Origin of the sequence: Ralstonia soli, assembly GCF_023955655.1 — a bacterium.
Lineage (GTDB): Bacteria > Pseudomonadota > Gammaproteobacteria > Burkholderiales > Burkholderiaceae > Ralstonia > Ralstonia soli.
Genome location: NZ_JAMXHT010000009.1, coordinates 26,985 through 50,739 on the forward strand (window position 1 = coordinate 26,985; position 23,755 = coordinate 50,739).

The window sequence follows — 23,755 nt, forward strand, 5'->3', positions numbered from 1 at the left end:
TCCGGACTCAGGCTCAGACGGACAGCGGGGCGCTGCGGATGGCGTCCACGGCCTTGAGGATTTCCTCGCACGTGGCTGGCGCGTTCAGCGGTGGGTTGACGCGGCCATCGCCCACGGCGGCCACCGCATCGCGGATGGCAAAGAACACCGAGAACGGCAGCAGCAGCGGCGGCTCGCCCAGCGCCTTGGAGCGGTGGATGCTGTCTTCCACGTTGGCGTTGTTGAACAGGTGCACGCGGAAGTCCGGCGGGCAGTCGTTGACGGTCGGGATCTTGTAGGTGGACGGTGCATGCGTCATCAGCTTGCCGCTCTTGTTCCACCACAGTTCTTCGGTCGTCAGCCAGCCCATGCCTTGGATGAACGCGCCTTCCACCTGGCCGATGTCGATGGCCGGGTTGATCGAGCGGCCGGCGTCGTGCAGCACGTCGGCACGCAGCAGGCGCCATTCGCCAGTCAGCGTATCGACCACCACTTCCGACACCGCTGCGCCATAAGCGAAGTAGTAGAACGGACGGCCCTTCAACTTCGACTGATCCCAGTGCAGCTTGGGCGTGGCGTAGAAGCCGTCAGACCACAATTGCACACGTGCCACGTAGGCTTTGCCGATCAGCTCATCGAACGGCACACGGCGTGCGCCGATCTCCAGATGGTCGCCCACAATCGTCACGGTTTCGACGGGCACCTCGTAGTGCTCGGCGGCAAACGCGATCAGGCGTGCACGGATCTGGCGTGCGGCATCCTGTGCGGCCTTGCCGTTCAAATCGCTGCCGGTCGATGCGGCCGTGGCGGACGTGTTGGCCACCTTGCTGGTGTCCGTGGCGGTGACGCGGATGCGCTTGAACGACACGCCCAGCTCGTGCGCCACTACCTGCGCGACCTTCGTGTTCAGGCCCTGGCCCATTTCGGTGCCGCCGTGGTTCACGAGGATCGAGCCGTCGTTGTACACGTGCACAAGCGCGCCGGCCTGGTTGAAGTGCTTGACGTTGAACGAGATGCCGAACTTGACCGGCGTCAGCGCCAGGCCGCGTTTGAGCACCGGGCTCGTCGCGTTGAATGCGCGGATGGCTTCGCGGCGGGCGCGGTAGTCGGATGACGCTTCCAGCTCGTCGAGCAGCTCATGGATGACGTTGTCTTCCACGGTCTGGCCGTACGGCGTGATGTTGTTCGTGTCCTTGCCGTACAGGTTGGCGCGGCGCACGTCGAGGGCATCCTTGCCGACCGAGCGCGCGATGTTGTCCATGATGTACTCGATGGCAAACGCGCCCTGCGGGCCGCCGAACCCGCGGAAGGCGGTGTTCGACTGCGTGTTCGTGCGCGCGCAGAAGCCATCGATTTCCACCTCGGGCAGCCAGTAGGCGTTGTCGAAGTGGCAGATGGCGCGCGTCATCACGGGGCCGGACAGGTCGGCCGAGAAACCGGCGCGCGAGGTCATGTCGACCTTCACGCCCTGGATGCGGCCGTCGTTGTCGTAGCCGGCCTCGTAGGCAAAGCGGAAGTCGTGCCGCTTGCCGGTGATCATCATGTCGTCGTCACGGTCCGGACGCAGCTTGACCGGGCAGGCGAGCTTCCACGCAGCCAGCGCGGCGCAGCAAGCAAACAGGCCCGATTGCGATTCCTTGCCGCCGAAGCCACCACCCATGCGGCGGCATTCCACCAGCACCTGGTTGGCGTGCCAGCCCAGCATGTGCGATACCAGGTGCTGCATCTCAGTCGGATGCTGCGTCGAGCACCATACGTGCATGCCGTTGTCTTCCTTCGGCACTGCGTACGAGATCTGGCTTTCCAGATAGAACTGCTCCTGACCACCCAGGGACATCTGACCGGCTTCCGAATGCGGCGCGGCCGCGATGCGCTCGGCCGGTTCGCCGCGCTTCAGATGCATCGGCGGCAGCACGGATTTACCGGCGGCGCGGGCTTCTTCGGGCGTCAGCAGTGGGGGCAAGACTTCGTATTCGACATCGCCCAGGCGTGCGGCGCGGCGTGCCGCGTCGTGCGACGTGGCCACCACGATGAACATGGGCTGCCCGATGAAGTGCACCGTGTCGGTCGCCAGGATCGGGTCGTCGTGAATGATCGGGCCACAATCATTGGTGCCCGGAATGTCGCCCGACGTGAATACCGCCACCACACCAGGGGCGGCCTTCACACGCTCCAGGTTCATGTTGACGATGCGTGCATGCGCCTGCGTGCTCATGCCCAGCGCCGCATGCAGCGTGCCGGCCAGCTCGGGGATGTCGTCGGTGTAGGTGGCGGTACCCGCAACGTGCAAGTGCGCGGACTCGTGCGGGCGCGAGATGCCGACCACGGCACCGCGCTGGTCAGGGATCGCCGCCGCAATGTCGGCTTCTGCGAGCAGGAAGGCTTCGGTTTGCTTGTTCATGTTCTCAGGCCGCAGTGAGGGTATTCAGTTCGACCGCGCGCACATTGATCTGTTCGGGGTTGAGCGGCGCGTCGGTGCGGGTTTCCAGCCAGAAGCGGTACACCGTGTTGGCTGCCGAAATGCGGCGGTAGTTGTCGGTGGCACGCATGTCGGTCAGCGGCGTGTAGTCGCGCGACATGGCTGCCATGGCAGCGCGCACGGTTGCTTCGTTCCACGGCTGGCCGATGATGGCGTTCTCGGTCTCCGTGGCGCGCTTGGACGTTGCCGCCATGCCGCCGTAGGCGATGCGCGCGCTGCGCACGCGAGTTTCCCCATCCTTGCCGTCCAGCTCGATGGCGAGCGCGGCGCACACGGCGGAGATGTCTTCGTCAAAGCGCTTGGACAGCTTGTACGTGCGGAAGCGCATGGCATCGCGGCCCTCGCGCACCGGAATGCGCAGGCCGGCGACGAACTCGCCTTCCTCCATCGCGTTCTTCTGGTAGGCGAGGTAGAGGTCTTCGAGCGGCAGCTCGCGGCGGACTTCGCCACGCTGCAGCACGACGCGTGTGCCGATGGCGATGAGCGCCGGTGCCGAATCACCAATCGGCGAGCCGTTGGCGATATTGCCGCCAAGCGTCCCTGCGTTGCGGATCGGCAGCGAGGCGAAGCGCTTCCACAGCTCGGTTAGTTCGGGGTAATCCTCGGCGAGGAACGCGTAGGCTTTTTCCAGCGACACCGCTGCGCCGATCTCGATCCAGCCGTCGCGCTTTTCCAGGGCGTACAGGTCGGCCACCTGGCCGATGTAGAGGATGTCGCCCAGATCGCGGAACTGCTTGGTGACCCACAGGCCCACGTCGGTGCTGCCAGCCAGGATGCGGATCGTCGGGTGCGCGGCCTTGATGGCGGCAAATGCCGATGCCGTGCGCGGGGCGTAGAAATGCGGCGCCTTTTCGGTACCGAGGGGCGCGTAGCTGAAGGTGTCGGTGCGCTGCAGCTTGCGCAGCGTTTCGGCCAGTTGGGTGCGATCGATGCCAGCCGGCGAGGGCAGTTCGAACATGCGTTCGCCCGCGTCGATGATCGGGCGGTAGCCGGTGCAGCGGCACAGGTTGCCGGTGAGCGAATCGCAGATGGTCTGGCGCGAGGGGATCGGGGCCTCGCTGCCGGTGTTCTCGTACAGCGCGTACAGCGACATCACGAAGCCCGGCGTGCAGAAACCGCATTGCGAGCCGTGGCACTCCACCATGGCTTCCTGCGCCGGGTGCAGCGCGCCGTCCTTGCCGCGCACGTCTTCCACGGTAAACAGCGCTTTGCCATCGAGCGTGGGCAGGAACTGGATGCAAGCATTGACGGCTTTCAGGCCGACCGTGCCGTCTTCCTGAAGCTCGCCAAGCACCACGGTACATGCACCGCAATCGCCCTCGGCGCACCCTTCCTTGGTGCCTGTACAGTGTGCGTCTTCACGCAGGTATTGAAGCACCGTACGGGTGATCGGCGCGTCCGTGATGGTGCGCACCTGGCCGCGGTGGAAGAAACGGATGGGCTGAGTCTCCATGGGGTTCTACGCCTGTTTGTGTGTCGTTGGGTCTGTACTGGAACCATAGCACCGGGCCAGGAATGCAATATTTGGCCCAGGTGATAACCCGCATCGGAAAGCCAAAATCCGGGGTATACCCGCCGGTAGCGGTCTGGCGGCGCGGCGTGCAAGTGACATACACTGACAGCGTCCTCCCGCAAGTTTCTTTTGACCGCTCGGCGCTGCTTCGCCACCCATTTCCGCCTCCAGATGCACGGCAAAGATCACCTCGATACCTACCTCCTGCGCGTCCTGTACACGCTGCTGACCGAGCAGAGCGTGACGCGTACGGCGGTCAAGCTCGGCCAGTCGCAGCCGGCCATCAGCAACACGCTCAAGCGCCTGCGCGAGATCACCGGCGACGCCATCCTCGTGCGCGGCAAGAGCGGCATGGTGCCGACCGAGCGCGGCCACGAGCTGCTCTCGCTGGCTCAGCAGAGCCTGGAGGCAATGGAGCGCATTGCGCGGCCGTCGCAGGAGTTCGATCCGGCCAACACCACGCGCACCTTCCACCTTGGCGCGCCGGACTATCTGGACGCCTTCTTCCTCCCGAACATCGTCGAGCGGCTGCGCAAGCAGGCGCCGCAAGCCAAGCTGGTGGTGCATCCGCTCAACGCGGGCGTCGACTATCTGGCCGCACTGGAGCAGGGCGGCATGGATCTGGTGATCGGCAACTGGCTTTCGCCGCCGGAACATCTGCACATTTCGCCGCTGTTCGACGATGAAGTCGTCTGCATGCTGGGCGCGCAGCACCCGCTGGCGCGCAAGGGCATCTCGCTCAAGCATTATGTGGAGATGCCGCACCTGGCGCCCGCACCGTACGCCGTCATGCAGCGCAGCATGATCGATCAGGCACTTGCGGAGCAGGGGCTCAAGCGTCAGATTCAGGTGTCGCTGCCGTACTTCGGGCTGGTGCCGTATGTGCTGATGCGCACAGATCTGGTCTTCACGACTGGCCGCCAGTTCGCGGCGCATTGCGCGCAGTACCTGCCGATCCGCATCCTGCCGCCGCCCATGGCGTTCCCGAAGATGCGCTTCTATCAGCTCTGGCACGAACGCAGCCATGCTGCGCCCGATGTGATGTGGCTGCGCCGCATGATTGGTGAAGTGGCTGCCGATCTGCCGCAGCATCCGCAATTGGAAACGGCAGCCTAAGCTGCCGTCCTGTCTCCAAGCAGCGGACGTTACTTCCCGCTCGCCACCGTCTTCCCGTAGTCGGGGAAGAACACCTGCTCCCCGTTGACCTTGAAATCGGCGATCGCCTGCTGGCCGGGCGACGAGGTGATCCACTCGATCAGCTTTGTGGCGTCGGTGTAGTTGATGCCCGGGTACTTCTTCGGGTTCACGGCGATGATGCCGTACGGGTTGAACATGCGCGTGTCGCCGGCCAGGACGATGTCGAGGCCGGTCTTCGCGCGGTAGGCGCCGTACGTTGCGCGATCCGATAGCGTGTAGGCGTTCATCTGCGCGGCCATGTTCAGCACTTCGCCCATCCCGAGGCCCGCACTGATGTACCACGGCTTGCCTTTCGGGTCGATGTTGGCCGCCTTCCAGTAAGCCTTTTCCATGACGTCTGTGCCGGAGTTGTCGCCGCGCGAGATGAACTTCGCTCCCGCACGGGCCATGGCGTCCATGCCCTGGATGACGTCTTTCTGGCCGCGCAGGTGCGCGGGGTCTGCCGCCGGGCCGACGAGGATGAAGTCGTTGTACATCACGTCGCGCCGGTCGATGCCGCCACCGGAGGCAACGAAGGCGTCTTCCAGTTGCCGGGCGTGGACGAGCACCACATCCACGTCGCCAGATTCCCCCAGCTTGACGGCTTTGCCGGTGCCAACGGCAATCACGTGCACATGGACGCCGGTGGCCGCTTCGAACTTGGGCAGCAGGACTTTCAGCAGGCCGGAGTTTTCGGTGCTGGTGGTGGTGGCCATGCGGAGATCGCCAGCATATGCGGTGGTGGCGATCGCCAGCGTCAGGCAGATAACAGCAGAAAACTGAAGGGTTCTGGACAATCCGGGCATGTTGTCGGGGTGGTATGGAAGACGTGGACGCTTTATGTCGGATGCTGCATGATTGCGGCAAAACAGGGGGCAATCGGCGGCCACGATGCGCCTGCCCCGGGGTGAGCACGATTGTTCCCCGGGGCCGCAGCCGAAGTAAATAGGAAGCCATCAACATAATGACATTCCAGTTCGAGGTATTTCCGGTGGTGGGGCCGGACGACAATCCGCGTGCCAACGGCAAGGTGTTTCAGTTGCTGCGGGCGGTGCGCGAAACCGGCTCGCTGCATCGGGCGGCCAAGCAGGTGGGGCTGTCATACCGGCATGCCTGGGGGGTGATGCGTTCGTGGGAAGAGATGCTCGGGCGTTCGCTGCTCGACATGGAGCGCGGCCGCGGCGCCTCGCTCACGCTGTTCGGCGAACGCATGCTGCGCGCCGAGATGCGTTTGCGCGAGCAGCTCGATCCGGTGCTGCACCAGGCCATGGGGCAGTTTCTGTCGGAGCTGGAAGACGCATCGCAATCGCAGGCGCGCATTCGTTTCTCCGGCAGCCATGATCCGGCCGTGGAGCTGCTGGCCGAAACATTTGCGAAGCAAAGCCACGGCGCGCACATCGATACCGTGTTCTGCAGTGCCGTCGAGGGGCTGATCTGCCTGCAGGAAAAGCAATGCGAGGTGGCCGGCTTCTATGTGGCGCCGCAGCAAGGGGCTGGCTCGATCGCGCACCAGACCTTGCGCAAGTGGCTGCGCCCCACCTCCGTCCGGCTGATTGCCCTGGCCGATCGTGAGCAGGGGTTGATGATGTCGGCGGAATGGGCCGGGCGGGTGCAGTCGCTCGGGGATCTGGCGCGCACGCAGGCGCGCTTCATCAACCGCCAGCGCAGCTCGGGCACGCGTCTGCTGTTTGACCAGTTGCTGGTTGCTGCCGGGCTGTATCCGGATCAGATTCACGGCTATGAAGAGCAGGAGTTCTCCAGCGACAAGATTGCCGTGGCCGTGCAGGAAGGGCGTGCGGACGTCGGCTTCGGCCTGCGCCCGGGCGCCGAGGCCCATGGCCTGCATTTCGTGCCGCTGACGCGCGAAACGTATTACCTGGCGGTGCGCCGCAATGACGCGCTCGCCCCATGGGTGCGCGAGCTGATCGAGCGCATCGGCCAACCGGCCTTCCGTGAAGGGCTGGGCCATCTGGCGGGCTACCGGCCGACCGAGCATGTTGCGCTGCTCACCGCCGAGCAGGCGCTGCCCTGGCACGCCGACGAGGCCCGCGCGCTGGCCCGCTGAAGTCGTGCGAACATGGCGGAGTTCAAGCATCAATGTCGATGTGCTCTCGTCCATGTTCTGCCCATGTCACGTTTTTCCGTCTGGACCCAAGCCCTGCGCATGCTGCGCCGCGACTGGCGCGCCGGTGAGCTGAACCTGCTGCTCATCGCGCTGGTGCTGGCCGTGGCCGCGCTGGCGTCCGTCAGCTTCCTGGCCGATCGCATGCATGCCGGCCTGGAGCGCGATGCGCGCCAGTTGATCGGTGCGGATGTGCTCGTGGTGTCCGACCAGCCGCTGCCCCCCGATATCGAGGCGCATGCACAGGCGAGCGGCCTGCAGGTCACGCATACCGCCACTTTCCCCAGCATGGCTAGCACGCTGACGAAGGGTTCGTCCGGCGAGCCCGCATCCCAGTTGGCCGCCATCAAGGCGGTCGACGCGGGCTATCCGCTGCGTGGCGCCCTCAAGGTGAGCGGCGGTGCGCACGATACCGTCGGCGCCCCGATTCGCGGCATTCCCGCCGCCGGCACGGTGTGGGTGGATGCGCCGCTGCTCGAGGCGCTGGGCCTTCGCGTGGGCGATGCCATCCGCCTCGGCTCGCGCACCTTCAAGGTTGCCCACGTCATCACGCAGGAACTCGATCGTGGTGCGGGCTTCATGAACTTTGCCCCGCGCGTGATGCTGCCGATGGCGGATCTGGCCTCGACCGGCCTCGTCACCTACGGCAGCCGCGTGACGTATCGCCTGCTGGTGGCCGGCCCCGATGCCGCGGCCAACGCATTCCACACGTGGGTCGAGGCCCAACTGAAGACGCGGCAGCTGCGCGGTGTGCGCGTGGAGTCCTTGCAGAACGGCCAGCCGCAGATGCGCGAAACGCTGGACCGCGCCGAACGCTTCCTCTCGCTCGTGGCACTGCTGGCCGCGATGATCGCCGCGGTGGCGATCACCATGGCTGCGCGCCGCTACACGGCGCGGCATACCGATGCGGTAGCCGTCATCAAATGCCTGGGGCTCAGGCAGGGGCAGATTCTCGGGACGTTTGCGCTGGAGTTCCTGCTGATCGGCGTGCTGGGTTCGGCGGCGGGTGTGGCGCTCGGCTATGGCGCGCACTGGCTGCTGCTGGCGTCGCTCGGTGATCTGGTGACGGTGACGCTGCCGGCGGCGTCTTTCTGGCCGGCCGTGGTCGGTGTGACGGCGGGGCTGGTGCTGCTCGTCGGCTTTGCGGTGCCACCGTTGCTGAGTCTCGTGCGGGTGCCGCCGTTGCGCGTGTTGCGGCGGGACGTGGCGGAGCGCGCCGTTGCCGCGTGGGTTGGTTATGCGTTGGGGGCGGCGGCGTTCTTTGCGCTGCTTGTGGTGTCCGCGCGCGACGTGAAGCTCGGCGCGCTGACGGCGGCCGGGTTTGCCGGCGCGATCGTTGTGTTTGCGTTGCTGGCGGCGGGCGGCCTGCGTGCACTGGCGGTGTCGCTGGGGCGGGGCCGTGCGCTGGGCGTGGGCTGGCGTTTTGCTCTGGCCGTGCTGGAGCGCCGTCGCAGCGTGAGCGTGCTGCAGACCGTGGCCCTGGCCGTTGGCCTGATGGCGCTGCTGCTGCTCGCCATGACGCGCAATGACCTGATCCGCTCGTGGCACAACGCTACCCCTGCCGATGCACCCAACCGTTTCATCATCAACATCCAGCCGGACCAGATGGCATCGGTCAGGCAGGCACTGACCCAGGCCGGCGTGGCTGACCCGAAGCTCTACCCGATGGTGCGCGGGCGCCTGACGCAGGTGAACGGCGAGACGATCAATCGCCAGACCTATACCGAATCGCGCGCGCGCAACCTGGTCGAGCGCGAATTCAACCTCTCCTACGCGACCGAGCAGCCGCCCGAGAACCGCGTGGTCTCGGGCCAATGGTTCAACGGGCAGAAGCCCGAAGCCTCGGTGGAAGAGGGCATCGCCAAGACGTTGAATCTGCGCCTGGGCGACGTGCTGCGCTTCGATGTTGCCGGGCAGACAGTGGATGCGCCCATCACTTCATTGCGCAAGCTCGACTGGAGCTCGATGCGCGTGAACTTCTTCGTGATCCTGCCGCCCGTGGCGCTGCATGACATGCCGCAGACGTACGTGACCGCGTTCCGCATTCCAGCAGGACAGGCCGATCTACCCGCCAGGCTCGTCCGCGAGTTTCCGAACCTGACGGTGGTCGACACCGAGCTGATCCTGCAACAGGTGCAGGGCGTGCTGGATCAGGTGACAGCGGCGGTGGAGTTCCTCTTTGTCTTCACGCTGGCGGCGGGCGTGCTGGTGCTGTATGCGGCGTTGTCCGGCTCGCGCGACGAGCGCCTGCGTGATGCCGGTGTGCTGCGGGCGCTGGGCGCGGGCTCCGGCGTGGTGCGCCAGACGCAGTACGCCGAGGTGTTGATCGTTGGCGGCCTGGCGGGGCTGATGGCGGGTGTGGGTGCCATCGCGATCGGCTGGGTCTTGTCCGCGCAGGTGTTCGATTTTCCGTATCGTTTCAACCCGCTGATCCTGCCGGTCGGCATCGTGGGCGGCATGGTGTGCGCGTTCGCTGGCGGCTGGCTGGGCCTGCGCGACGTGCTGCGCCGCCCGGCCATGGCCACGCTGCGGGATGCATGAGACCTTTTTTCTTGATGTGATGGCTGTATGACTGACGACGCAACTTCCGGCCAGGAAACCCTGGCGTTCGACCTGATTGGTGGCGAGGCGCGCGTACGCGAACTCGTTGACCGGTTTTACGACCTGATGGATCTGGAGCCCGAGTTTGCCGTGCTGCGGGCGCTGCATCCCCAGAGCCTCGACGGCTCGCGCGACAAGCTGTTCTGGTTCTTGTGCGGCTGGCTGGGCGGTCCGAACCATTTCATTGAACGATTCGGCCACCCGCGCCTGCGCGCGCGCCATCTGCCGTTCGAGATCGGCACACAGGAGCGTGATCAATGGATGCGCTGCATGGCGCTCGCCATGCAGGACATCGGCCTGGACGAAGCGCTGCAGATGAGGCTGATGCAGGCCTTCTGGCAGACCGCTGACTGGATGCGGAATGTGCAGCGCTAAGGTGCCGCGCTAAAGCATCATCACAAGAACAATTCGAGGAGACCCCGATGATCGGTTTGCCCACCGCCGACGATGTGCTCGCGTTCTGGTTCGGCAACGCGCCGCTGGCCGATGCACGGCCAGAGTGGTTCACCAAGTCCGGCGCATTCGACGCCGATATCCGTGCACGCTTCCTGCCGCTGTGGGAAGCGCTGTCCACCGGAGATGCCGATACCTGGATGGACACGCCGCAGGAGGCCATCGCGCGCATCGTGGTGCTCGACCAGTTCTCGCGCAACATGTTTCGCGGCAGCGCCCGCGCGTTTGCCAGCGATGCGGCGGCATTGCACACTGCGCAGATCGTCGTCGCCGCAGGCTGGGATGCCCAGTTGCCGACGCGCCATCACCGCATGTTCTGTTATCTGCCCTTCGAGCACAGCGAAGCGCTGGCCATGCAGGACGAATCGGTCCGTCTGTACACGCGCCTGCGCGATCAGGAGGGCGATGCCGATTCCCTCGTCTGGGCGGAAAAGCACCGCGAGATCATCGCGCGCTTCGGGCGCTTCCCGCATCGAAACGCGGTGCTGGGGCGTGAGTCGACACCGGATGAGGTGGCGTTTCTGGCCCAGCCCGGATCGTCTTTCTGAGATGGCACGCTGTGCCGCTCAGTGGGTCAGCACCGAATACATCAGCGAGCCCGAGAACGTGAGCAACACCAGCGATGCACCACGCAACAGCGTGGGCGTATGAGACGCCCACGTGCGCCGCGCCGTGAGCAGCATGCCGAGCGTCGACCAGCCGATGGCAATGGGCACCAGCACGACAAGGAACACGCCGATGGTTCGCCCGAAATAGGCTGCGGACTGGAATGCAGCAAGCGGAAACAGCGTGCTGGCAAACAGCAGCGCCTTGGGGTTCATCACGGTGGTGACGAACATGTCGCGCAAGCTGACCGGGCTGGCGGTGACGTGCTGCAGTGCGCCACTTTGCCGCCAGATCTTTGCCGCCAGCAAGAGGATGTAGGCCGAGCTCAGCAGCTTGACCACGACCGGCAGCCAGGGCCGGTCAGCGGACAGGGCATTCAAGAAGAAGCCCCACAACGCGATCGACGAGACATAGCCCAGTGCCTCGGCGGCAATGAGCGGGCTCGTGCGCCGTACCCCCACCTTCAGGCCAGACGAGAGTAGCAGCGTGTTCGTCGGCCCCGGCACGATCAGCACCAGAGCCGTGTACAACGCCAGCATCAGCAGAGGGTCTTGCATGAGGGGAGGGTTTTTCCTGCTTACGTGCGGTCGCGGCGCTCCGACCACTTGTCGACGGTTTCGCGCGGCGCACGGGCCAGCATGTCGATCAGCTCGGCCGGGTTGTCGCTCACGTGCAGAAGATCGGCGTGGTGGCGCTTGAGGAAGCCTTCCTGCACCGCATGGTCGATGAAGGCGAGCAGCTTGTCGTAGAAGCCGGCCACGTTCAGCAGGCCGATCGGCTTGTTGTGATAGCCGAGCTGCAGCCATGTGAACGTCTCGAACAGCTCTTCGTAGGTGCCCACGCCGCCGGGCATGGCGATGAAGGCCTCCGCGCGGTCGGCCATCATCTGCTTGCGCTGGTGCATGTTCTCGACGATGTGCAGTTCGGTCAGCTCTTTATGCCCGACTTCCTTGCGCACCAGTGATTTGGGGATGATGCCGATGACCGGGCTGCCGCCGTGCAGCACCGCATCGGCCACCACGCCCATCAGGCCGACGTTGCCGCCGCCGTAGACGAGCGTGAGGCCGCGTTTGACCATCTCGTTGCCCAGCGCGATGGCGCCGGTCTTGTATTCCGGGCGCTCGCCCGGGCTGGAACCGCAATAAACGCAGATCGATTTCATTTGGCAGGAGTGGTGGGGGTGAGCGGCGGATCGTTGCTGCGGCTCACGGCCAGCAGATCGAAGGCTCGCCGCGGCTTGCCGCGCAGGTAAGGCGCAAGGATCGACAGGATGTGGTAGCTCGCGCCGTGCAGGTGATCGCGGATCGCCTTCTGGTCGTTGTACTGGCGCGGGTGCTGCACGAACTGGAACGACAGCCAATAGGTGGCGATCACGACGATGTTGGTACACATCACATCGATCTGCTCGGGCGTGGCTTCCATCTCGCCGTCTTGAATGAACTGGTGGCAGATGTCCATCGCAAAATGGCGCTTCTGCTCGACGATGCGCTTGAAGTTCAGCTCCAGCATGCGGTTGCGTGCGAGCAGGTCGTTGATGTCGCGATACAGGAAGCGGTAGTTCCACAGGAACTCCGACATGTACTGCAGATAGCCCCAGGTTTCGTCCAGCGTGGCCTTGTGGTCGTCTGGCAGCTTCAGGCGGCGCGCGATTTCCTGTTCGAACTGCACAAAGATCGAGTTGATGATGTCGTCTTTGTTGCGGAAGTGGTAGTACAGGTTGCCAGGGCTGATCTCGAGCTCTTCGGCGATCGTCGTGGTGGTGACGTTGGGTTCGCCCAGCTCGTTGAACAGACGCAGCGACACCTCGAGGATGCGATCGCGCGTGCGGCGTGGGCCGGTGGAATGCTGCTTGGTTTCCATTGAACTGCCAAGGCCAGTGGCCCTGTCTCCGTGGCGTGTTGGTGCCCGGATTATAAGAGATCGTGCTTGTGCAACGACTCCCCCGCAGCGGGTGGGCGTCACATCGCCAAACGTTGACGCGGCGTAAGCGCGGGTATGTCCTAACGCAATAGCGACGCCGCCCACGGCCACGCAATCGCCCCCCATGTTCCCACGCACAGCAGCAGGGCCAGCATGACGGCGGCGCTGCCGAAATCCTTGGCGCGCTTGGACAGCCCATGCTGCTCCAGCGAGATGCGGTCGACGGCCGCCTCCACGCTCGAATTGAGCAGCTCGACAATCAGCACCAGCACCAGCGTGCCGAGCATCAGGATGCGCTCCACCACCGTAGCGGGGATGACGAACGCGCACGGCAGCAGGATCGCGCACAGCGTAAGTTCCTGGCGGAATGCGCTTTCCTCGTCGATGGCGAAGCGGATGCCGCTGATGGAGTTCTTGAGCGCGAACCAGGCCCGTGTGATGCCGCGGTTGCCCTTGTGCGGGTTGTCGGCCGGCGAATAAGCGCCGGCCGCTGGCGGCGCTGGCGCGTCTTCCAGTCCCCGATCCGGCGGGGTGGTGGGCTTCATGGAACGCAAGGCTCAGGCACCCGCTGCAGTGGAGGGTTCGGCGGCCTTGGTGCTGCCGGTGTGCGAGGCGGGCATCGGCCGCAGGTGAGCGAGGAATTGCTCCGACGCCGCGCGCCACGAGAACTTTTCGGCATGCGCGCGCGCGGTTGCACGGTCGATGCGCAGTGCTTCCAGGCAGGCTTCGCGCAGGTCTTCGCGCATGGCGCCGGCCGGTGAATCGCCCAGCACGTCGATCGGGCCCGTCACCGGGTACGCGGCAACCGGCAGGCCGCTGGCAAGCGCTTCGAGCAACACGAGGCCAAACGTATCGGTGCGGCTCGGGAAGACGAACACATCGGCCGAGGCATACACTTTGGCCAGTTCCGGCTGCTTGAGCACGCCCAGGTAGCTGGCGTTCGGATACTTCGCCTTCAGGCCGGCCAGTGCGGGGCCTTCGCCGACCACCCACTTGGAGCCGGGCAGATCGAGTTCCAGGAAGGCTTCCACGTTCTTCTCCACGGCCACGCGACCGACGTACAGGAAGATCGGGTGGGCCGTGTTGAGCACGTTGCTGCGCTGGGCGGTGAACACATCCAGATCGACGCCGCGCGTCCACAGCACGCCGTTGGTGATGCCGTAGGCGGCGAGATCTTTCAGCACCACGGGCGTCGGTGCCATCACGGCCTGGGCGGGGCTGTGGAACCACCGCAGGAAGCGATACGTCCAGGCCAGCGGGATGCCGAAGCGGGCCTGCACATACTCGGGAAAGCGCGTGTGGTACGCGGTCGTATAGGGCAGCTTGTGGCGCAGCGCGTAGGCGCGTGCGGCCAGCCCGAGCGGGCCTTCCGTGGCGATGTGCAGTGCCTGCGGCGCAAACTGTTCGATGCGCTCACGCACGCGCTTGGAAGGCAGGATCGACAGGCGGATCTCCGGATACGTCGGGCACGGCACCGTCTTGAATTCCAGCGGCGTGATCATGTCGACGATGTGGCCCATGGCCTCAAGTTCGCGGCGCGTCTGGGTGAGGGTACGGACGACGCCGTTGACCTGCGGTTCCCAGGCATCGGTGACGATCATGACTTTCACGGGCTCTCCTTGGGGCGTGGGAGTGGGTTGCGCGGCGGCAGGCTGCACGATGTCGATGTTGGTGTGGGTCATGTGGGCGTTCATCAGGCGGCAGCCGCAGCGGCACGGCGTGCGCGGCGGGACATGGGCGGCGCATCGAGCAGGTGCGTCCAATAGACGATCTGCAGCTCGCCTTCCATCGTTTCGACCAGGGCAGATAGGCTCTCCACCCAGTCGCCGTCGTTGCAGTAAAGCTGGCCATCGATCTCGCGGATCTCGGCCTTGTGGATATGCCCGCAGACCACGCCGTCGCAGCCGCGGCGGCGTGCTTCGTCGGTCATCACGCGCTCGAACGAGTTGATGAAGTTGACCGCGTTCTTGACCTGGTGCTTCAGGTATTGCGACAGCGACCAGTATGGAAACCCCAGCCGCACGCGGATGCGATTGAAGTGCCGGTTCATCGCCAGGATGAAGGTATAGAGCGAGTCGCCCACATAGGCGAGCCAGCGCGCGTGCTGCATCACGCCGTCGAACAGATCACCGTGCACGACCCACAGACGCTTGCCCGTGGCGGTCACGTGTACGGCGTCTTCCGCGACTTCGATGTCGCCGAAATTCAGGCCATGGAACTGGCGCGCCATCTCGTCGTGGTTGCCGGGGATGAAGACCACGCGGGTGCCCTTGCGCGCGCGGCGCAGCACCTTCTGCACGACGTCGTTGTGTGCCTGCGGCCAATACCAGCCTTTGCGCAGTTGCCAGCCGTCGACGATGTCGCCCACGAGGTACAGCGTGTCGGATTCGTTGTGCTTGAGGAAGTCGAGCAGGTAGGTGGCCTGGCAGCCTGCGGTGCCGAGGTGGATGTCCGACAGCCAGATCGTGCGGTAGCGGTGGATTTTCTCGGGCGGTGGGTCGGTGTCCTTGTTCGCCAGCTGATCGGGGGCCAGCGCAGATGCCGGTGCGGCGACAGGTGCCTCGTGATCACGCACATCGCCGCGGCCCGCTGGCACTGCCGAGCCGAGCACGCCTGCGGCGGCAAGCCCGGCGGCCATTTGCATCAGAGGCGGTGGAGCGTTCCAGTCGGAACCGGCGAGTGGAGTGGCGCGAAAGCGTTGCGCGAGGCGGCGGAGAAAACCAGGGCTGGGCAGATTTGGCAGGACCATGTCGGCAACGGAGGCTGCGTTGGACGGATTTCGCCACCGCTGCGTGAATCGGCCGTGTCAGAAACATGACCGTCACATGACGTGGTTGCCGCAAGGCAGAAGGTGATGTGCCGAAGATCCGCGCCAGTCGCGCGTTTCAGGCGGATGGCGTTAGCGGGATGCCGTCGATGCGGTTGAGTTCCGCCAGCACGGCAGCGCGCACCCGCGCGTCGCATAGCAGCGACACATGGCCGATGCCGGCGAAGGAAACGTGTCGGGCGCCATCCAGCCAAGACGCCCCGGCCGGCCCGACGATGGAGTCGTGCCACGAGAAGATCGAGGTGATGCGCGCGCGCGCAGTTAGCGTTTCGGATGCCGCCAACTGACGCAGCCACGGGCTCGCCCAAGCCATCTGGCGCACGTTGCGGCTGCGTCCTGTACGTGCCATCGCGGTGCCTCGATGTGGGGTGCCGAGCGTGATGACGTGGGCCACGGGGCTCATCTCCGATCGGCGCAATGCCGCACGCGCGGCGAGTCCACCCATGCTGTGGCAGAGCAGAACGGGTGGCCGGCCATGCGCGCGCGTGAGGCGCACGACCGCTGCTGCAATGTCACGCGCGTAGTCGTCGATGTCGCCCAGCAGCGGCATGAGATCGATAGCCTCGGTCGGATGGCCGGCGGCGGCCAGATGCTTCTGCATCGGCAGCCATACCGCGCGATTGCAGCCGTAGCCGTGAATCATCAGCACGGGCACACGTTTGGTATCGCCCGCTGGCACATCGAACGTGGCGTGCGCACGGAACGGCTGCAGCACGTTGAACATCCACGCGACCGACAGGCATTCGCGCAACCAGCACACCATGAAACCGGCCGCGCCGATGCGTTGTTCGTGGGGCACGGGCACGCGGTCCCATGCCGGGTCATCCGGAATGGGGGAGGCCGTGCTTTTCAAGGACACCAGAAACGCCCAGCCCACCGAAACGAGATAACCGAATACCAGCGCCACGCCCGCGAGGGTTGCCGCAGCCGGCCAACTCCATCCCGCCCAATGATGCGCAGCACCGGCAACCGCCAGCGTTGCCGCGCACTGGAGCGCCACGGCAATGCGGCGCGCGGTGGCGGCGGTCAGAGAAGCCAGGGGAGCAGGCGTTGCGGACAGATCGGCGCGCGTCATGGTGGTGATTGCGCCAACGGTGTCGCCGAATCAGTCGCGCACCAGCCGCGTGCCGGCCAGACGATCGTGCAGGAACTGGCGTTGCGGATCGATCCACGCCAGCGCACCCCAGGCCAGCAGGCACGCCAGGGCAACACCCACACCGGCCCAGCGGGACGCCCCGCTCAAGTGGATGACGCCGACTGCCACAACCACCCACACCCATGCCAGCACATAACGCGCGATGGCACGACCGAGCGAAATGCGCGAGCCGTCGGCGTTGACCACGCGCATGCGCCACGTCTGCATCGCCAGCGTCTGCCCGCGCTTGCGCCAGAACCACACAAAGTACAGACCGAGCGCCAGGAAGCCCCAGACCTGCAGCCCTGCATCACCGGTGCGCGCCAGTGGCGGCACGATCACGCGCAGCAACAGGAAGATGGCCGTCGCGCCAAACATCACGCCAAACAGCAGCAGGCCTTCATAGAGCATCGCCGCAAGACGACGGCGCAGGGTGGGGGCTGCGAGCGGATCAGTTGCCGCTACCGGCGAAGAGGGAGAGACGGAGGTGGCCATCGAACAGGGGGGAGTGCGGCAAGCGCAATGCGTCATGCGCCGGCAAGGGTTGCACGGCGCGTGTTCAGATTATGCCAAAGGGTGTACGGACTCAGCCGCCCAGGACGGTGGATGGCGGCGGATTGCCCGGTTCTCCGCCGGGCGCCACAGGCGGAGCCACCGGGTGCGCGGGCGTGAGTGGCGCACTTGCGGGCGCTGGCGCGGCGGCGGCAGGTGCCGGAGCCGGTGTCGGGGCAGGCGTAGCAACCGGCGCCGATGCCGCAGCGGTCACCTTGTTCGGCGCCGACCGGGTCGTGCCCGGTTTGGTACGCCCATGGTGAACCGCCTTGGCCGCATCTTTTGCGAGGCTCGCATTGCCCGGCAGCGCCGTGACCGCAGACGGATGCTTCTGCGCCTTGGCCGCAGCAGCGAGCGCCTTCTTCTGATCCTCCGTCAGCTTCTGGTAGCTCTGCCACGCTTCGCTTTTCTTCTGAACCGGGACCGACTTGGTGGTCTGGAAATTCTCACGCGCGCGGTGGCGCTGCTCTGGGGTGAGCTTCACCCAGTCAGCCATGCGCGTTTGCAGGCGCTGCTGCTGCGCAGGCGAGTATTTCGGATAGGCCAGGGCGATCTGCAGCCACTTCTTGCGGGCAAGCTCCGGCATGCCGTTCCACTCCGGTGCCAGTGGCGCGAGGATGCGCTGCTGCACGATGGGCAGCTCTGCCCAGTTCGGATGTACGGACGGTTGCGGATTGGTCGCCGGCGGCGTCGGCAGATCGATCGGCGCGTTGGCGGTGACGCCGGAGGCGGGCGTGGGCGCCAAAGCAGCCGGAACCTGCCCAATCGCGAGGCCGGTCATCAGTCCCGCCGCACCGAGCAGCGTGGCGATGCCAGCGCGCAGGCGCAGGCCCCGATCGCCTCGCGGTGGTTGGCCGTGGGTGTGCTGGAAGTCGCTCATCGATCAGCCTTTCACTGATCGTGTTTGAGGTACTGGTGGAAGCCTTGATCGGCGTAAGCGGCCAGCGGCAGGTCGTCGAGCATCATGGCGGTGTCGACTTCGGCGAGTTCGTCCACGCGTTGCTGCTGCTGCCACTGATAGATACCTGCGAGACCGGCGATCAGCGCAATGGTCGGCCACAGTAGGCCGAGGCGGCGCAGGAATGCCGCAGCGCGTTGCAGCGGCGACTGTGCTTCGCCTTCCACGTCGAAAGACACCGCACCAACGCCCGGCATCGCCAAGACGGGCGAGCGCACCGTGCTCGGTGCTTCCGCTTTCTTGTGCGCGAGCGCCGTCCGGCGCGCCGCTGCGAGGCGGTCGCGCACGTCAGGCGGCAGTTGTCCGGCCGACTCGTTCAGAGCGGTACGGACAGCATGCACAAAACGGCGTTCTCGGAGTTCTGCCTTGTTCATAGTCGGATCCCTCGCGCCCGCAGCGCTTGGGCCAGGGCGTGTGTTGCCCGCGAGCAGTGCGTCTTTACGCTCCCCTCGGAGCAGCCCATTGCCTGGGCTGTCTCGGCAACATCCATGTCTTCCCAGTAACGCATCAGGAAGGCCTCCCGTTGACGTGTCGGGAGTTTCTCGATTTCGCGCTCCAGGATTTCCAGCATCTGCGCACGCTCGACCTTGTCGGCGCTGCTCTCCGCCGCTGTGGAGCCGGCTTCGCTTTCGATCAGCTCGAGCGGGTCGGTGTCGTCGCCCTCGGCGTCTGTGCGAAAGCTGGAAAACAGGCTCACCCACGTGTTGCGCACCTTGGTGCGGCGGAACCAGTCGTGGATCGTGTTCTGCAGGATGCGCTGGAATAGCAGCGGGAGCTCGGCCCCCGGCTTGTCGCCGTATTTCTCGGCCAGCTTGATCATGGCGTCCTGCACGATGTCGAGCGCGGCATCGTCGTCGCGCACAGCAAAGACTGCCTGCTTGAAGGCGCGTTTCTCGACGCTGAGGAGAAAGGCCGACAGTTCCTGTTCAGAGGCCATACAACGGCGGTGCGAATCCTGGTGGAGCGGCCGGGCGAACATTCACATTGCGAATGTGACGATCGCGCCGCGTGCCTGCGATGGCCGTGGCCGTGAAAAATGTTGCGATGCTAGCAAAAATGCCGGTCGGCGGACAGCCCGACTGTCTGGTGGACGGCCCGGTGTGGCCGCCGCGTGGCGAATCGCGCCGCCGCTGGACCACCATGCGGCATTGCAGTATCATCCCCGGTTCACAACATCTGTGGTTTGTCTCATCTGGCTGCCCATCAGGCGGTCCTCCATGCAGACGCGCAACCGCTCAAACCCGCGCCACAAGCCCGGTAGAGAGCATCCAAACAATTTTTTGCCGAAAATTGCAAAGGACTGAAATGAATATGCCTAGCGCGGAATTTTCCCACGCCAATAGCGGTTCATCTGCCGACATGATGGGGGCTGACATCCTCGTCAATGCGCTCGCGGCAGAGGGTGTCGAGTTCGTCTGGGGTTACCCCGGCGGCGCGGTGCTCTATATCTACGACGCGTTCTACAAGCAAAACAAGATCGAACACATCCTGGTGCGCCATGAACAGGCGGCAGTCCATGCGGCTGACGGCTATGCGCGCGCCACGGGCAAGGTCGGTGTCGCCCTCGTGACGTCCGGCCCGGGCGTGACCAATGCCGTCACCGGCATCGCGACCGCTTACCTGGATTCGATCCCGATGGTGATCATCACCGGCAACGTGCCGACGCACGCCATCGGCCAGGACGCCTTCCAGGAATGCGACACCGTCGGTATCACCCGCCCGATCGTCAAGCACAACTTCCTGGTCAAGGACGTGCGCAACCTCGCTTCGACCATCAAGAAGGCGTTCTACATCGCCTCGACCGGCCGTCCGGGCCCGGTGGTGGTGGACATCCCCAAGGATGTCTCGCGCGAGATGTGCAAGTACGAGTATCCGAAAACCATCGAGATGCGCTCGTACAACCCCGTCAACAAGGGGCACTCCGGCCAGATCCGCAAGGCCGTGAGCCTGCTGCTGCAGGCCGAACGTCCGTACATCTATTCGGGTGGCGGTGTGGTGCTGGCTGAAGCCAGCGAAGAGCTGCGCCAGTTGGCTGCGCTGACCGGTTACCCGGTGACGAACACGCTGATGGGCCTGGGCGCGTTCCCCGGCACCAGCAAGCAGTTCGTCGGCATGCTGGGGATGCACGGCACGTACGAAGCCAACATGGCGATGCAGAACTGCGACGTGCTGATCGCCATCGGCGCGCGCTTTGACGATCGCGTGATTGGCAGCCCGGCGCACTTCACTTCGCAGCCGCGCAAGATCATCCACATCGACATCGATCCGTCCTCCATCTCCAAACGGGTGAAGGTCGACATCCCCATCGTCGGCAACGTCAAGGACGTGCTGCAGGAGATGATCGCCCAGATCCAGTCGGGCGAAGCCAAACCGAACAAGGCGGCGCTGGCCAAGTGGTGGGAACAGATCGAACAGTGGCGCAGCGTTGATTGCCTGAAGTACGACCGTACTTCCGAGATCATCAAGCCGCAGTACGTGGTCGAGAAGATCTGGGAATTGACGAACGGCGACGCCTTCGTCTGCTCCGACGTCGGTCAGCACCAGATGTGGGCCGCGCAGTTCTACAAGTTCAACGAGCCGCGCCGCTGGATCAACTCCGGTGGCCTGGGCACGATGGGGGTGGGCTTGCCGTACGCGATGGGCATCAAGAAGGCGTTCCCGGACAAGGAAGTCGTCACCATCACCGGTGAAGGCTCGATCCAGATGTGCATCCAGGAACTGTCGACCTGCCTGCAGTACGACACCCCGGTGAAGATCTGCTCGCTCAACAACGGTTACCTGGGCATGGTGCGCCAGTGGCAGGAAATCGAGTACGACAACCGGTACTCGCATTCCTACATGCAGGCGCTGCCCGACTTCGTAAAGCTGGCCGAATCGTATGGCCATGTGGGCATGCGCGTCGAAAAGACAGCAGACGTCGAGCCCGCGCTGCGCGAAGCCTTCCGACTCAAGGATCGCACCGTGTTCCTCGACTTCCAGACCGACCCGACCGAAAACGTCTGGCCGATGGTCCAGGCAGGCAAGGGCATCTCTGAAATGCTGCTCGGCGCGGAGGACCTGTAATGCGTCACATCATTTCCGTCCTGCTGGAAAACGAAGCCGGCGCGTTGTCGCGTGTGGTGGGTCTGTTCTCCGCGCGCGGCTACAACATCGAGACGCTGACGGTCGCTCCGACCGAAGACGCCTCGCTGTCGCGCATGACGATCGTCACGACCGGTTCGGACGACATCATCGAGCAGATCACCAAGCACCTGAACCGCCTGGTGGAAGTCGTCAAGGTCGTCGACCTGACCGAAGGTGCGCACATCGAGCGCGAGCTGATGCTCGTGAAGGTGCGCGCGGTCGGCAAGGAGCGCGAGGAGATGAAGCGTACGGCGGACATCTTCCGCGGCCGCGTCATCGACGTGACCGAGAAGACCTACACGATCGAGCTGACCGGCAACGGCAGCAAGCTTGACGCGTTTCTCGATGCCATCGATCGCACTGCCATTCTTGAGACCGTCCGTACGGGCGGTTCGGGCATCGGCCGCGGCGAGCGCATTCTGAAGGTTTGAACCGGCGCGTGCATGCTGCCGGATCCCATCGATATTTGAAAAATTAGGACATCACCATGAAAGTGTTTTACGACAAGGACGCCGACCTCTCCCTGATCAAAGGCAAGAACGTCACCATCATCGGCTACGGCTCGCAAGGCCACGCCCACGCCCTGAACCTGAATGACTCGGGCGTGAAGGTCACGGTCGGTCTGCGCAAGGGCGGCGCGTCGTGGAACAAGGCCGTCAACGCCGGCCTGCAGGTCAAGGAAGTGGCCGAAGCCGTGAAGGACGCCGACGTCGTCATGATCCTGCTGCCGGACGAGCAGATCGCCGACGTGTACAAGAACGAAGTGCACAACAACATCAAGGAAGGCGCCGCGCTGGCGTTTGCCCACGGCTTCAACGTGCACTACGGTGCCGTGATCCCACGCGCTGACCTGGACGTCATCATGATCGCCCCGAAGGCTCCGGGCCACACCGTGCGCGGCACGTACACGCAAGGTGGCGGCGTGCCGCACCTGATCGCCGTGCACCAGGACAAGTCGGGCGCAGCACGTGACATCGCCCTGTCGTACGCCACCGCCAACGGCGGCGGCCGCGCCGGCATCATCGAGACCAACTTCCGCGAAGAAACCGAAACCGACCTGTTCGGCGAACAAGCCGTGCTGTGCGGCGGTACCGTCGAGCTGATCAAGGCTGGCTTCGAGACGCTGGTGGAAGCAGGCTACGCTCCGGAAATGGCTTACTTCGAATGCCTGCACGAGCTGAAGTTGATCGTCGACCTGATCTACGAAGGCGGCATCGCCAACATGAACTACTCGATCTCGAACAACGCCGAATACGGCGAGTACGTCACCGGCCCGCGCGTCGTGACGGAAGAGACTAAGAAGGCCATGAGGCAGTGCCTGAAGGATATCCAGACCGGCGAATACGCCAAGAGCTTCCTGCTGGAATACAAGGCAGGCCAGCCGACGCTGATCTCGCGCCGCCGTCTGACCGAAGAGCACCAGATCGAGCAAGTTGGCGCCAAGCTGCGCGCGATGATGCCGTGGATCGCCAAGAACAAGCTGGTCGACCAGTCGAAGAACTGATCGCCCGCGCCTTGTGCGAGAAGAAAGCCAGCCTCCAGGCTGGCTTTTTTTATGCTGAACCGATGGGATTCGCCACCGTTTCAAGTGCTGGCGCGGCCCCGTGTCGGCTAGAATGCCGCATTTCCTTCAAGACGCTGTCGAGGTCTGATTTGAACAACACGTATCCGCATCCCATCATCGCCCGCGAGGGCTGGTCGTACCTGGGCGCGATCTTCATCGTCTCGCTCATCGTGCAGGCTGCCGCCGGCTTCGGATGGGCCTGGCCGTTCTGGGTGCTGACGCTGTTCGTGCTGCAATTTTTCCGCGATCCGGCGCGCGCTGTGCCGACGCAGGCCAACGCGATTCTCTCGCCGGCCGATGGCCGCATCGTCGCCGTTGAACAGGTGCGCGACCCGTACGCCGATCGCGACTCGCTGAAGATCAGCGTGTTCATGAACGTCTTCAACGTGCACTCGAACCGCGCGCCGGTGGATGGTACGGTGCAGCAAGTGCAGTACTTCCCGGGCAAGTTCGTCAACGCCGACCTGGACAAGGCTTCGCTCGAGAACGAGCGCAACGCCGTCGTGCTGCGCCGTGCCGATGGTCAACTCGTCACCTCGGTGCAGGTGGCTGGGTTGATCGCGCGGCGCATCCTTTGCTATACCAAGGCAGGGGAAGCCCTCACGCGCGGCCAGCGCTATGGTTTCATCCGCTTCGGCTCGCGCGTCGACGTGTACCTGCCGCTGACGGCGCGCCCGCGCGTGACCATCGGCGAGAAGGTGTCCGCCACGCTCACAGTGCTTGCCGAGCTGGACTGATCCGGAGGCC

At 64.8% G+C, this 23,755-nt stretch carries 23 protein-coding genes; 9 read left to right on the forward strand and 14 right to left on the reverse strand.

What is annotated here, in order from left to right:
* Nucleotides 1-13: 13 nt before the first annotated feature.
* Both xdhB and xdhA read right to left on the reverse strand, forming a co-directional pair.
* Complete coding sequence (gene xdhB / locus NG900_RS22580; protein ID WP_252683948.1) at nt 14-2,380, reverse strand: xanthine dehydrogenase molybdopterin binding subunit; 2,367 nt, start codon at nt 2,378-2,380, stop codon at nt 14-16.
* Between the two features lie 4 nt (nt 2,381-2,384).
* Complete coding sequence (gene xdhA, locus NG900_RS22585) at nt 2,385-3,911, reverse strand: xanthine dehydrogenase small subunit (RefSeq protein ID WP_252683950.1); 1,527 nt, start codon at nt 3,909-3,911, stop codon at nt 2,385-2,387.
* A gap of 231 nt (nt 3,912-4,142) precedes the next feature.
* On the opposite strand from xdhA, the gene NG900_RS22590 reads away from it, so the two are divergent.
* Complete coding sequence (locus NG900_RS22590; protein ID WP_252683952.1) at nt 4,143-5,087, forward strand: LysR substrate-binding domain-containing protein; 945 nt, start codon at nt 4,143-4,145, stop codon at nt 5,085-5,087.
* Between the two features lie 29 nt (nt 5,088-5,116).
* On the opposite strand, the gene NG900_RS22595 is transcribed toward NG900_RS22590, so the two are convergent.
* The gene (locus tag NG900_RS22595; protein ID WP_252683954.1) at nt 5,117-5,953 is read right to left on the reverse strand and encodes an ABC transporter substrate-binding protein; all 837 of its coding nucleotides are present in this window, start codon (nt 5,951-5,953) and stop codon (nt 5,117-5,119) included.
* Between the two features lie 158 nt (nt 5,954-6,111).
* Here NG900_RS22595 and NG900_RS22600 point away from each other — a divergent pair, with 158 nt between their 5' ends.
* The 4 genes from NG900_RS22600 (at nt 6,112) to NG900_RS22615 (ending at nt 10,871) form a co-directional block, all read left to right on the forward strand.
* Nucleotides 6,112-7,212: a substrate-binding domain-containing protein gene (locus NG900_RS22600; RefSeq protein WP_252683956.1), complete on the forward strand. Its 1,101-nt coding sequence runs from the start codon at nt 6,112-6,114 to the stop codon at nt 7,210-7,212.
* A gap of 63 nt (nt 7,213-7,275) precedes the next feature.
* A complete protein-coding gene (locus NG900_RS22605) occupies nt 7,276-9,810 on the forward strand; it encodes an ABC transporter permease (protein WP_252683958.1) in 2,535 nt (844 codons plus the stop codon).
* A gap of 27 nt (nt 9,811-9,837) precedes the next feature.
* Nucleotides 9,838-10,245, forward strand: a complete 408-nt coding sequence (locus NG900_RS22610) for a group II truncated hemoglobin (RefSeq protein WP_252683960.1) — start codon at nt 9,838-9,840, stop codon at nt 10,243-10,245.
* A 47-nt stretch (nt 10,246-10,292) separates the two neighbouring features.
* Complete coding sequence (locus tag NG900_RS22615; RefSeq protein WP_252683962.1) at nt 10,293-10,871, forward strand: DUF924 family protein; 579 nt, start codon at nt 10,293-10,295, stop codon at nt 10,869-10,871.
* Between the two features lie 18 nt (nt 10,872-10,889).
* Here NG900_RS22615 and NG900_RS22620 read toward each other — a convergent pair whose 3' ends face one another.
* From NG900_RS22620 to NG900_RS22670, 11 genes are all read right to left on the reverse strand, one after another.
* On the reverse strand, nt 10,890-11,486 hold the full coding sequence (locus tag NG900_RS22620; RefSeq protein ID WP_252683964.1) for a LysE family translocator: 597 nt from the start codon (nt 11,484-11,486) through the stop codon (nt 10,890-10,892).
* Between the two features lie 20 nt (nt 11,487-11,506).
* Nucleotides 11,507-12,091 carry an LOG family protein gene (locus NG900_RS22625; protein ID WP_252683966.1) on the reverse strand — a complete coding sequence of 195 codons (585 nt, stop codon included), beginning with the start codon at nt 12,089-12,091 and terminating at the stop codon, nt 11,507-11,509.
* Entirely contained in the window at nt 12,088-12,789 is a 702-nt protein-coding gene (locus NG900_RS22630) for a TetR/AcrR family transcriptional regulator (protein WP_252683967.1), read from the reverse strand. The genes NG900_RS22625 and NG900_RS22630 overlap by 4 nt, the downstream gene beginning before the upstream one ends.
* Nucleotides 12,790-12,929: 140 nt before the next feature.
* On the reverse strand, nt 12,930-13,394 hold the full coding sequence (locus NG900_RS22635) for a diacylglycerol kinase (protein ID WP_252683969.1): 465 nt from the start codon (nt 13,392-13,394) through the stop codon (nt 12,930-12,932).
* Between the two features lie 12 nt (nt 13,395-13,406).
* Nucleotides 13,407-14,450: a glycosyltransferase family 4 protein gene (locus tag NG900_RS22640; protein WP_252684338.1), complete on the reverse strand. Its 1,044-nt coding sequence runs from the start codon at nt 14,448-14,450 to the stop codon at nt 13,407-13,409.
* 92 nt (nt 14,451-14,542) lie between these two features.
* The gene (locus NG900_RS22645) at nt 14,543-15,493 is read right to left on the reverse strand and encodes a UDP-2,3-diacylglucosamine diphosphatase (RefSeq protein ID WP_252683971.1); all 951 of its coding nucleotides are present in this window, start codon (nt 15,491-15,493) and stop codon (nt 14,543-14,545) included.
* Nucleotides 15,494-15,734: 241 nt separating this feature from the next.
* Nucleotides 15,735-16,751 (reverse strand): alpha/beta fold hydrolase, encoded by a 1,017-nt coding sequence (locus NG900_RS22650; protein WP_252683973.1) that lies wholly within the window; start codon nt 16,749-16,751, stop codon nt 15,735-15,737.
* Nucleotides 16,752-16,781: 30 nt separating this feature from the next.
* A complete protein-coding gene (locus tag NG900_RS22655) occupies nt 16,782-17,306 on the reverse strand; it encodes an RDD family protein (RefSeq protein WP_252683975.1) in 525 nt (174 codons plus the stop codon).
* A 91-nt stretch (nt 17,307-17,397) separates the two neighbouring features.
* Entirely contained in the window at nt 17,398-18,243 is an 846-nt protein-coding gene (locus tag NG900_RS22660; RefSeq protein WP_252683977.1) for a DUF3106 domain-containing protein, read from the reverse strand.
* Between the two features lie 11 nt (nt 18,244-18,254).
* A complete protein-coding gene (locus NG900_RS22665; RefSeq protein WP_252683979.1) occupies nt 18,255-18,695 on the reverse strand; it encodes a DUF3619 family protein in 441 nt (146 codons plus the stop codon).
* Nucleotides 18,692-19,258 carry an RNA polymerase sigma factor gene (locus tag NG900_RS22670; protein ID WP_252684340.1) on the reverse strand — a complete coding sequence of 189 codons (567 nt, stop codon included), beginning with the start codon at nt 19,256-19,258 and terminating at the stop codon, nt 18,692-18,694. Before NG900_RS22670 ends, NG900_RS22665 begins: the two co-directional genes overlap by 4 nt.
* A 368-nt stretch (nt 19,259-19,626) precedes the next feature.
* On the opposite strand from NG900_RS22670, the gene NG900_RS22675 reads away from it, so the two are divergent.
* The 4 genes from NG900_RS22675 (at nt 19,627) to NG900_RS22690 (ending at nt 23,745) form a co-directional block, all read left to right on the forward strand.
* Nucleotides 19,627-21,384, forward strand: a complete 1,758-nt coding sequence (locus NG900_RS22675; protein WP_252683981.1) for an acetolactate synthase 3 catalytic subunit — start codon at nt 19,627-19,629, stop codon at nt 21,382-21,384.
* A complete protein-coding gene (gene ilvN, locus NG900_RS22680; RefSeq protein WP_021195003.1) occupies nt 21,384-21,875 on the forward strand; it encodes an acetolactate synthase small subunit in 492 nt (163 codons plus the stop codon). Before NG900_RS22675 ends, ilvN begins: the two co-directional genes overlap by 1 nt.
* A 56-nt stretch (nt 21,876-21,931) precedes the next feature.
* The gene (gene ilvC, locus NG900_RS22685; protein WP_252683983.1) at nt 21,932-22,948 is read left to right on the forward strand and encodes a ketol-acid reductoisomerase; all 1,017 of its coding nucleotides are present in this window, start codon (nt 21,932-21,934) and stop codon (nt 22,946-22,948) included.
* Nucleotides 22,949-23,097: 149 nt separating this feature from the next.
* Nucleotides 23,098-23,745 carry a phosphatidylserine decarboxylase gene (locus NG900_RS22690; RefSeq protein ID WP_252683985.1) on the forward strand — a complete coding sequence of 216 codons (648 nt, stop codon included), beginning with the start codon at nt 23,098-23,100 and terminating at the stop codon, nt 23,743-23,745.
* Nucleotides 23,746-23,755: the final 10 nt, after the last annotated feature.

Excerpts from the sequence above, each read along its gene's own strand:
- xdhB (WP_252683948.1), bottom strand. The coding sequence starts at position 2,380 with ATGAACAAGCAAACCGAAGCCTTCCTGCTCGCAGAAGCCGACATTGCG.
- xdhA (WP_252683950.1), bottom strand. The coding sequence starts at position 3,911 with ATGGAGACTCAGCCCATCCGTTTCTTCCACCGCGGCCAGGTGCGCACC.
- NG900_RS22590 (WP_252683952.1), top strand. The coding sequence starts at position 4,143 with ATGCACGGCAAAGATCACCTCGATACCTACCTCCTGCGCGTCCTGTAC.
- NG900_RS22595 (WP_252683954.1), bottom strand. The coding sequence starts at position 5,953 with ATGCCCGGATTGTCCAGAACCCTTCAGTTTTCTGCTGTTATCTGCCTG.
- NG900_RS22600 (WP_252683956.1), top strand. The coding sequence starts at position 6,112 with ATGACATTCCAGTTCGAGGTATTTCCGGTGGTGGGGCCGGACGACAAT.
- NG900_RS22605 (WP_252683958.1), top strand. The coding sequence starts at position 7,276 with ATGTCACGTTTTTCCGTCTGGACCCAAGCCCTGCGCATGCTGCGCCGC.
- NG900_RS22610 (WP_252683960.1), top strand. The coding sequence starts at position 9,838 with ATGACTGACGACGCAACTTCCGGCCAGGAAACCCTGGCGTTCGACCTG.
- NG900_RS22615 (WP_252683962.1), top strand. The coding sequence starts at position 10,293 with ATGATCGGTTTGCCCACCGCCGACGATGTGCTCGCGTTCTGGTTCGGC.
- NG900_RS22620 (WP_252683964.1), bottom strand. The coding sequence starts at position 11,486 with ATGCAAGACCCTCTGCTGATGCTGGCGTTGTACACGGCTCTGGTGCTG.
- NG900_RS22625 (WP_252683966.1), bottom strand. The coding sequence starts at position 12,091 with ATGAAATCGATCTGCGTTTATTGCGGTTCCAGCCCGGGCGAGCGCCCG.
- NG900_RS22630 (WP_252683967.1), bottom strand. The coding sequence starts at position 12,789 with ATGGAAACCAAGCAGCATTCCACCGGCCCACGCCGCACGCGCGATCGC.
- NG900_RS22635 (WP_252683969.1), bottom strand. The coding sequence starts at position 13,394 with ATGAAGCCCACCACCCCGCCGGATCGGGGACTGGAAGACGCGCCAGCG.
- NG900_RS22640 (WP_252684338.1), bottom strand. The coding sequence starts at position 14,450 with ATGATCGTCACCGATGCCTGGGAACCGCAGGTCAACGGCGTCGTCCGT.
- NG900_RS22645 (WP_252683971.1), bottom strand. The coding sequence starts at position 15,493 with ATGCAAATGGCCGCCGGGCTTGCCGCCGCAGGCGTGCTCGGCTCGGCA.
- NG900_RS22650 (WP_252683973.1), bottom strand. The coding sequence starts at position 16,751 with ATGACGCGCGCCGATCTGTCCGCAACGCCTGCTCCCCTGGCTTCTCTG.
- NG900_RS22655 (WP_252683975.1), bottom strand. The coding sequence starts at position 17,306 with ATGGCCACCTCCGTCTCTCCCTCTTCGCCGGTAGCGGCAACTGATCCG.
- NG900_RS22660 (WP_252683977.1), bottom strand. The coding sequence starts at position 18,243 with ATGAGCGACTTCCAGCACACCCACGGCCAACCACCGCGAGGCGATCGG.
- NG900_RS22665 (WP_252683979.1), bottom strand. The coding sequence starts at position 18,695 with ATGAACAAGGCAGAACTCCGAGAACGCCGTTTTGTGCATGCTGTCCGT.
- NG900_RS22670 (WP_252684340.1), bottom strand. The coding sequence starts at position 19,258 with ATGGCCTCTGAACAGGAACTGTCGGCCTTTCTCCTCAGCGTCGAGAAA.
- NG900_RS22675 (WP_252683981.1), top strand. The coding sequence starts at position 19,627 with ATGAATATGCCTAGCGCGGAATTTTCCCACGCCAATAGCGGTTCATCT.
- ilvN (WP_021195003.1), top strand. The coding sequence starts at position 21,384 with ATGCGTCACATCATTTCCGTCCTGCTGGAAAACGAAGCCGGCGCGTTG.
- ilvC (WP_252683983.1), top strand. The coding sequence starts at position 21,932 with ATGAAAGTGTTTTACGACAAGGACGCCGACCTCTCCCTGATCAAAGGC.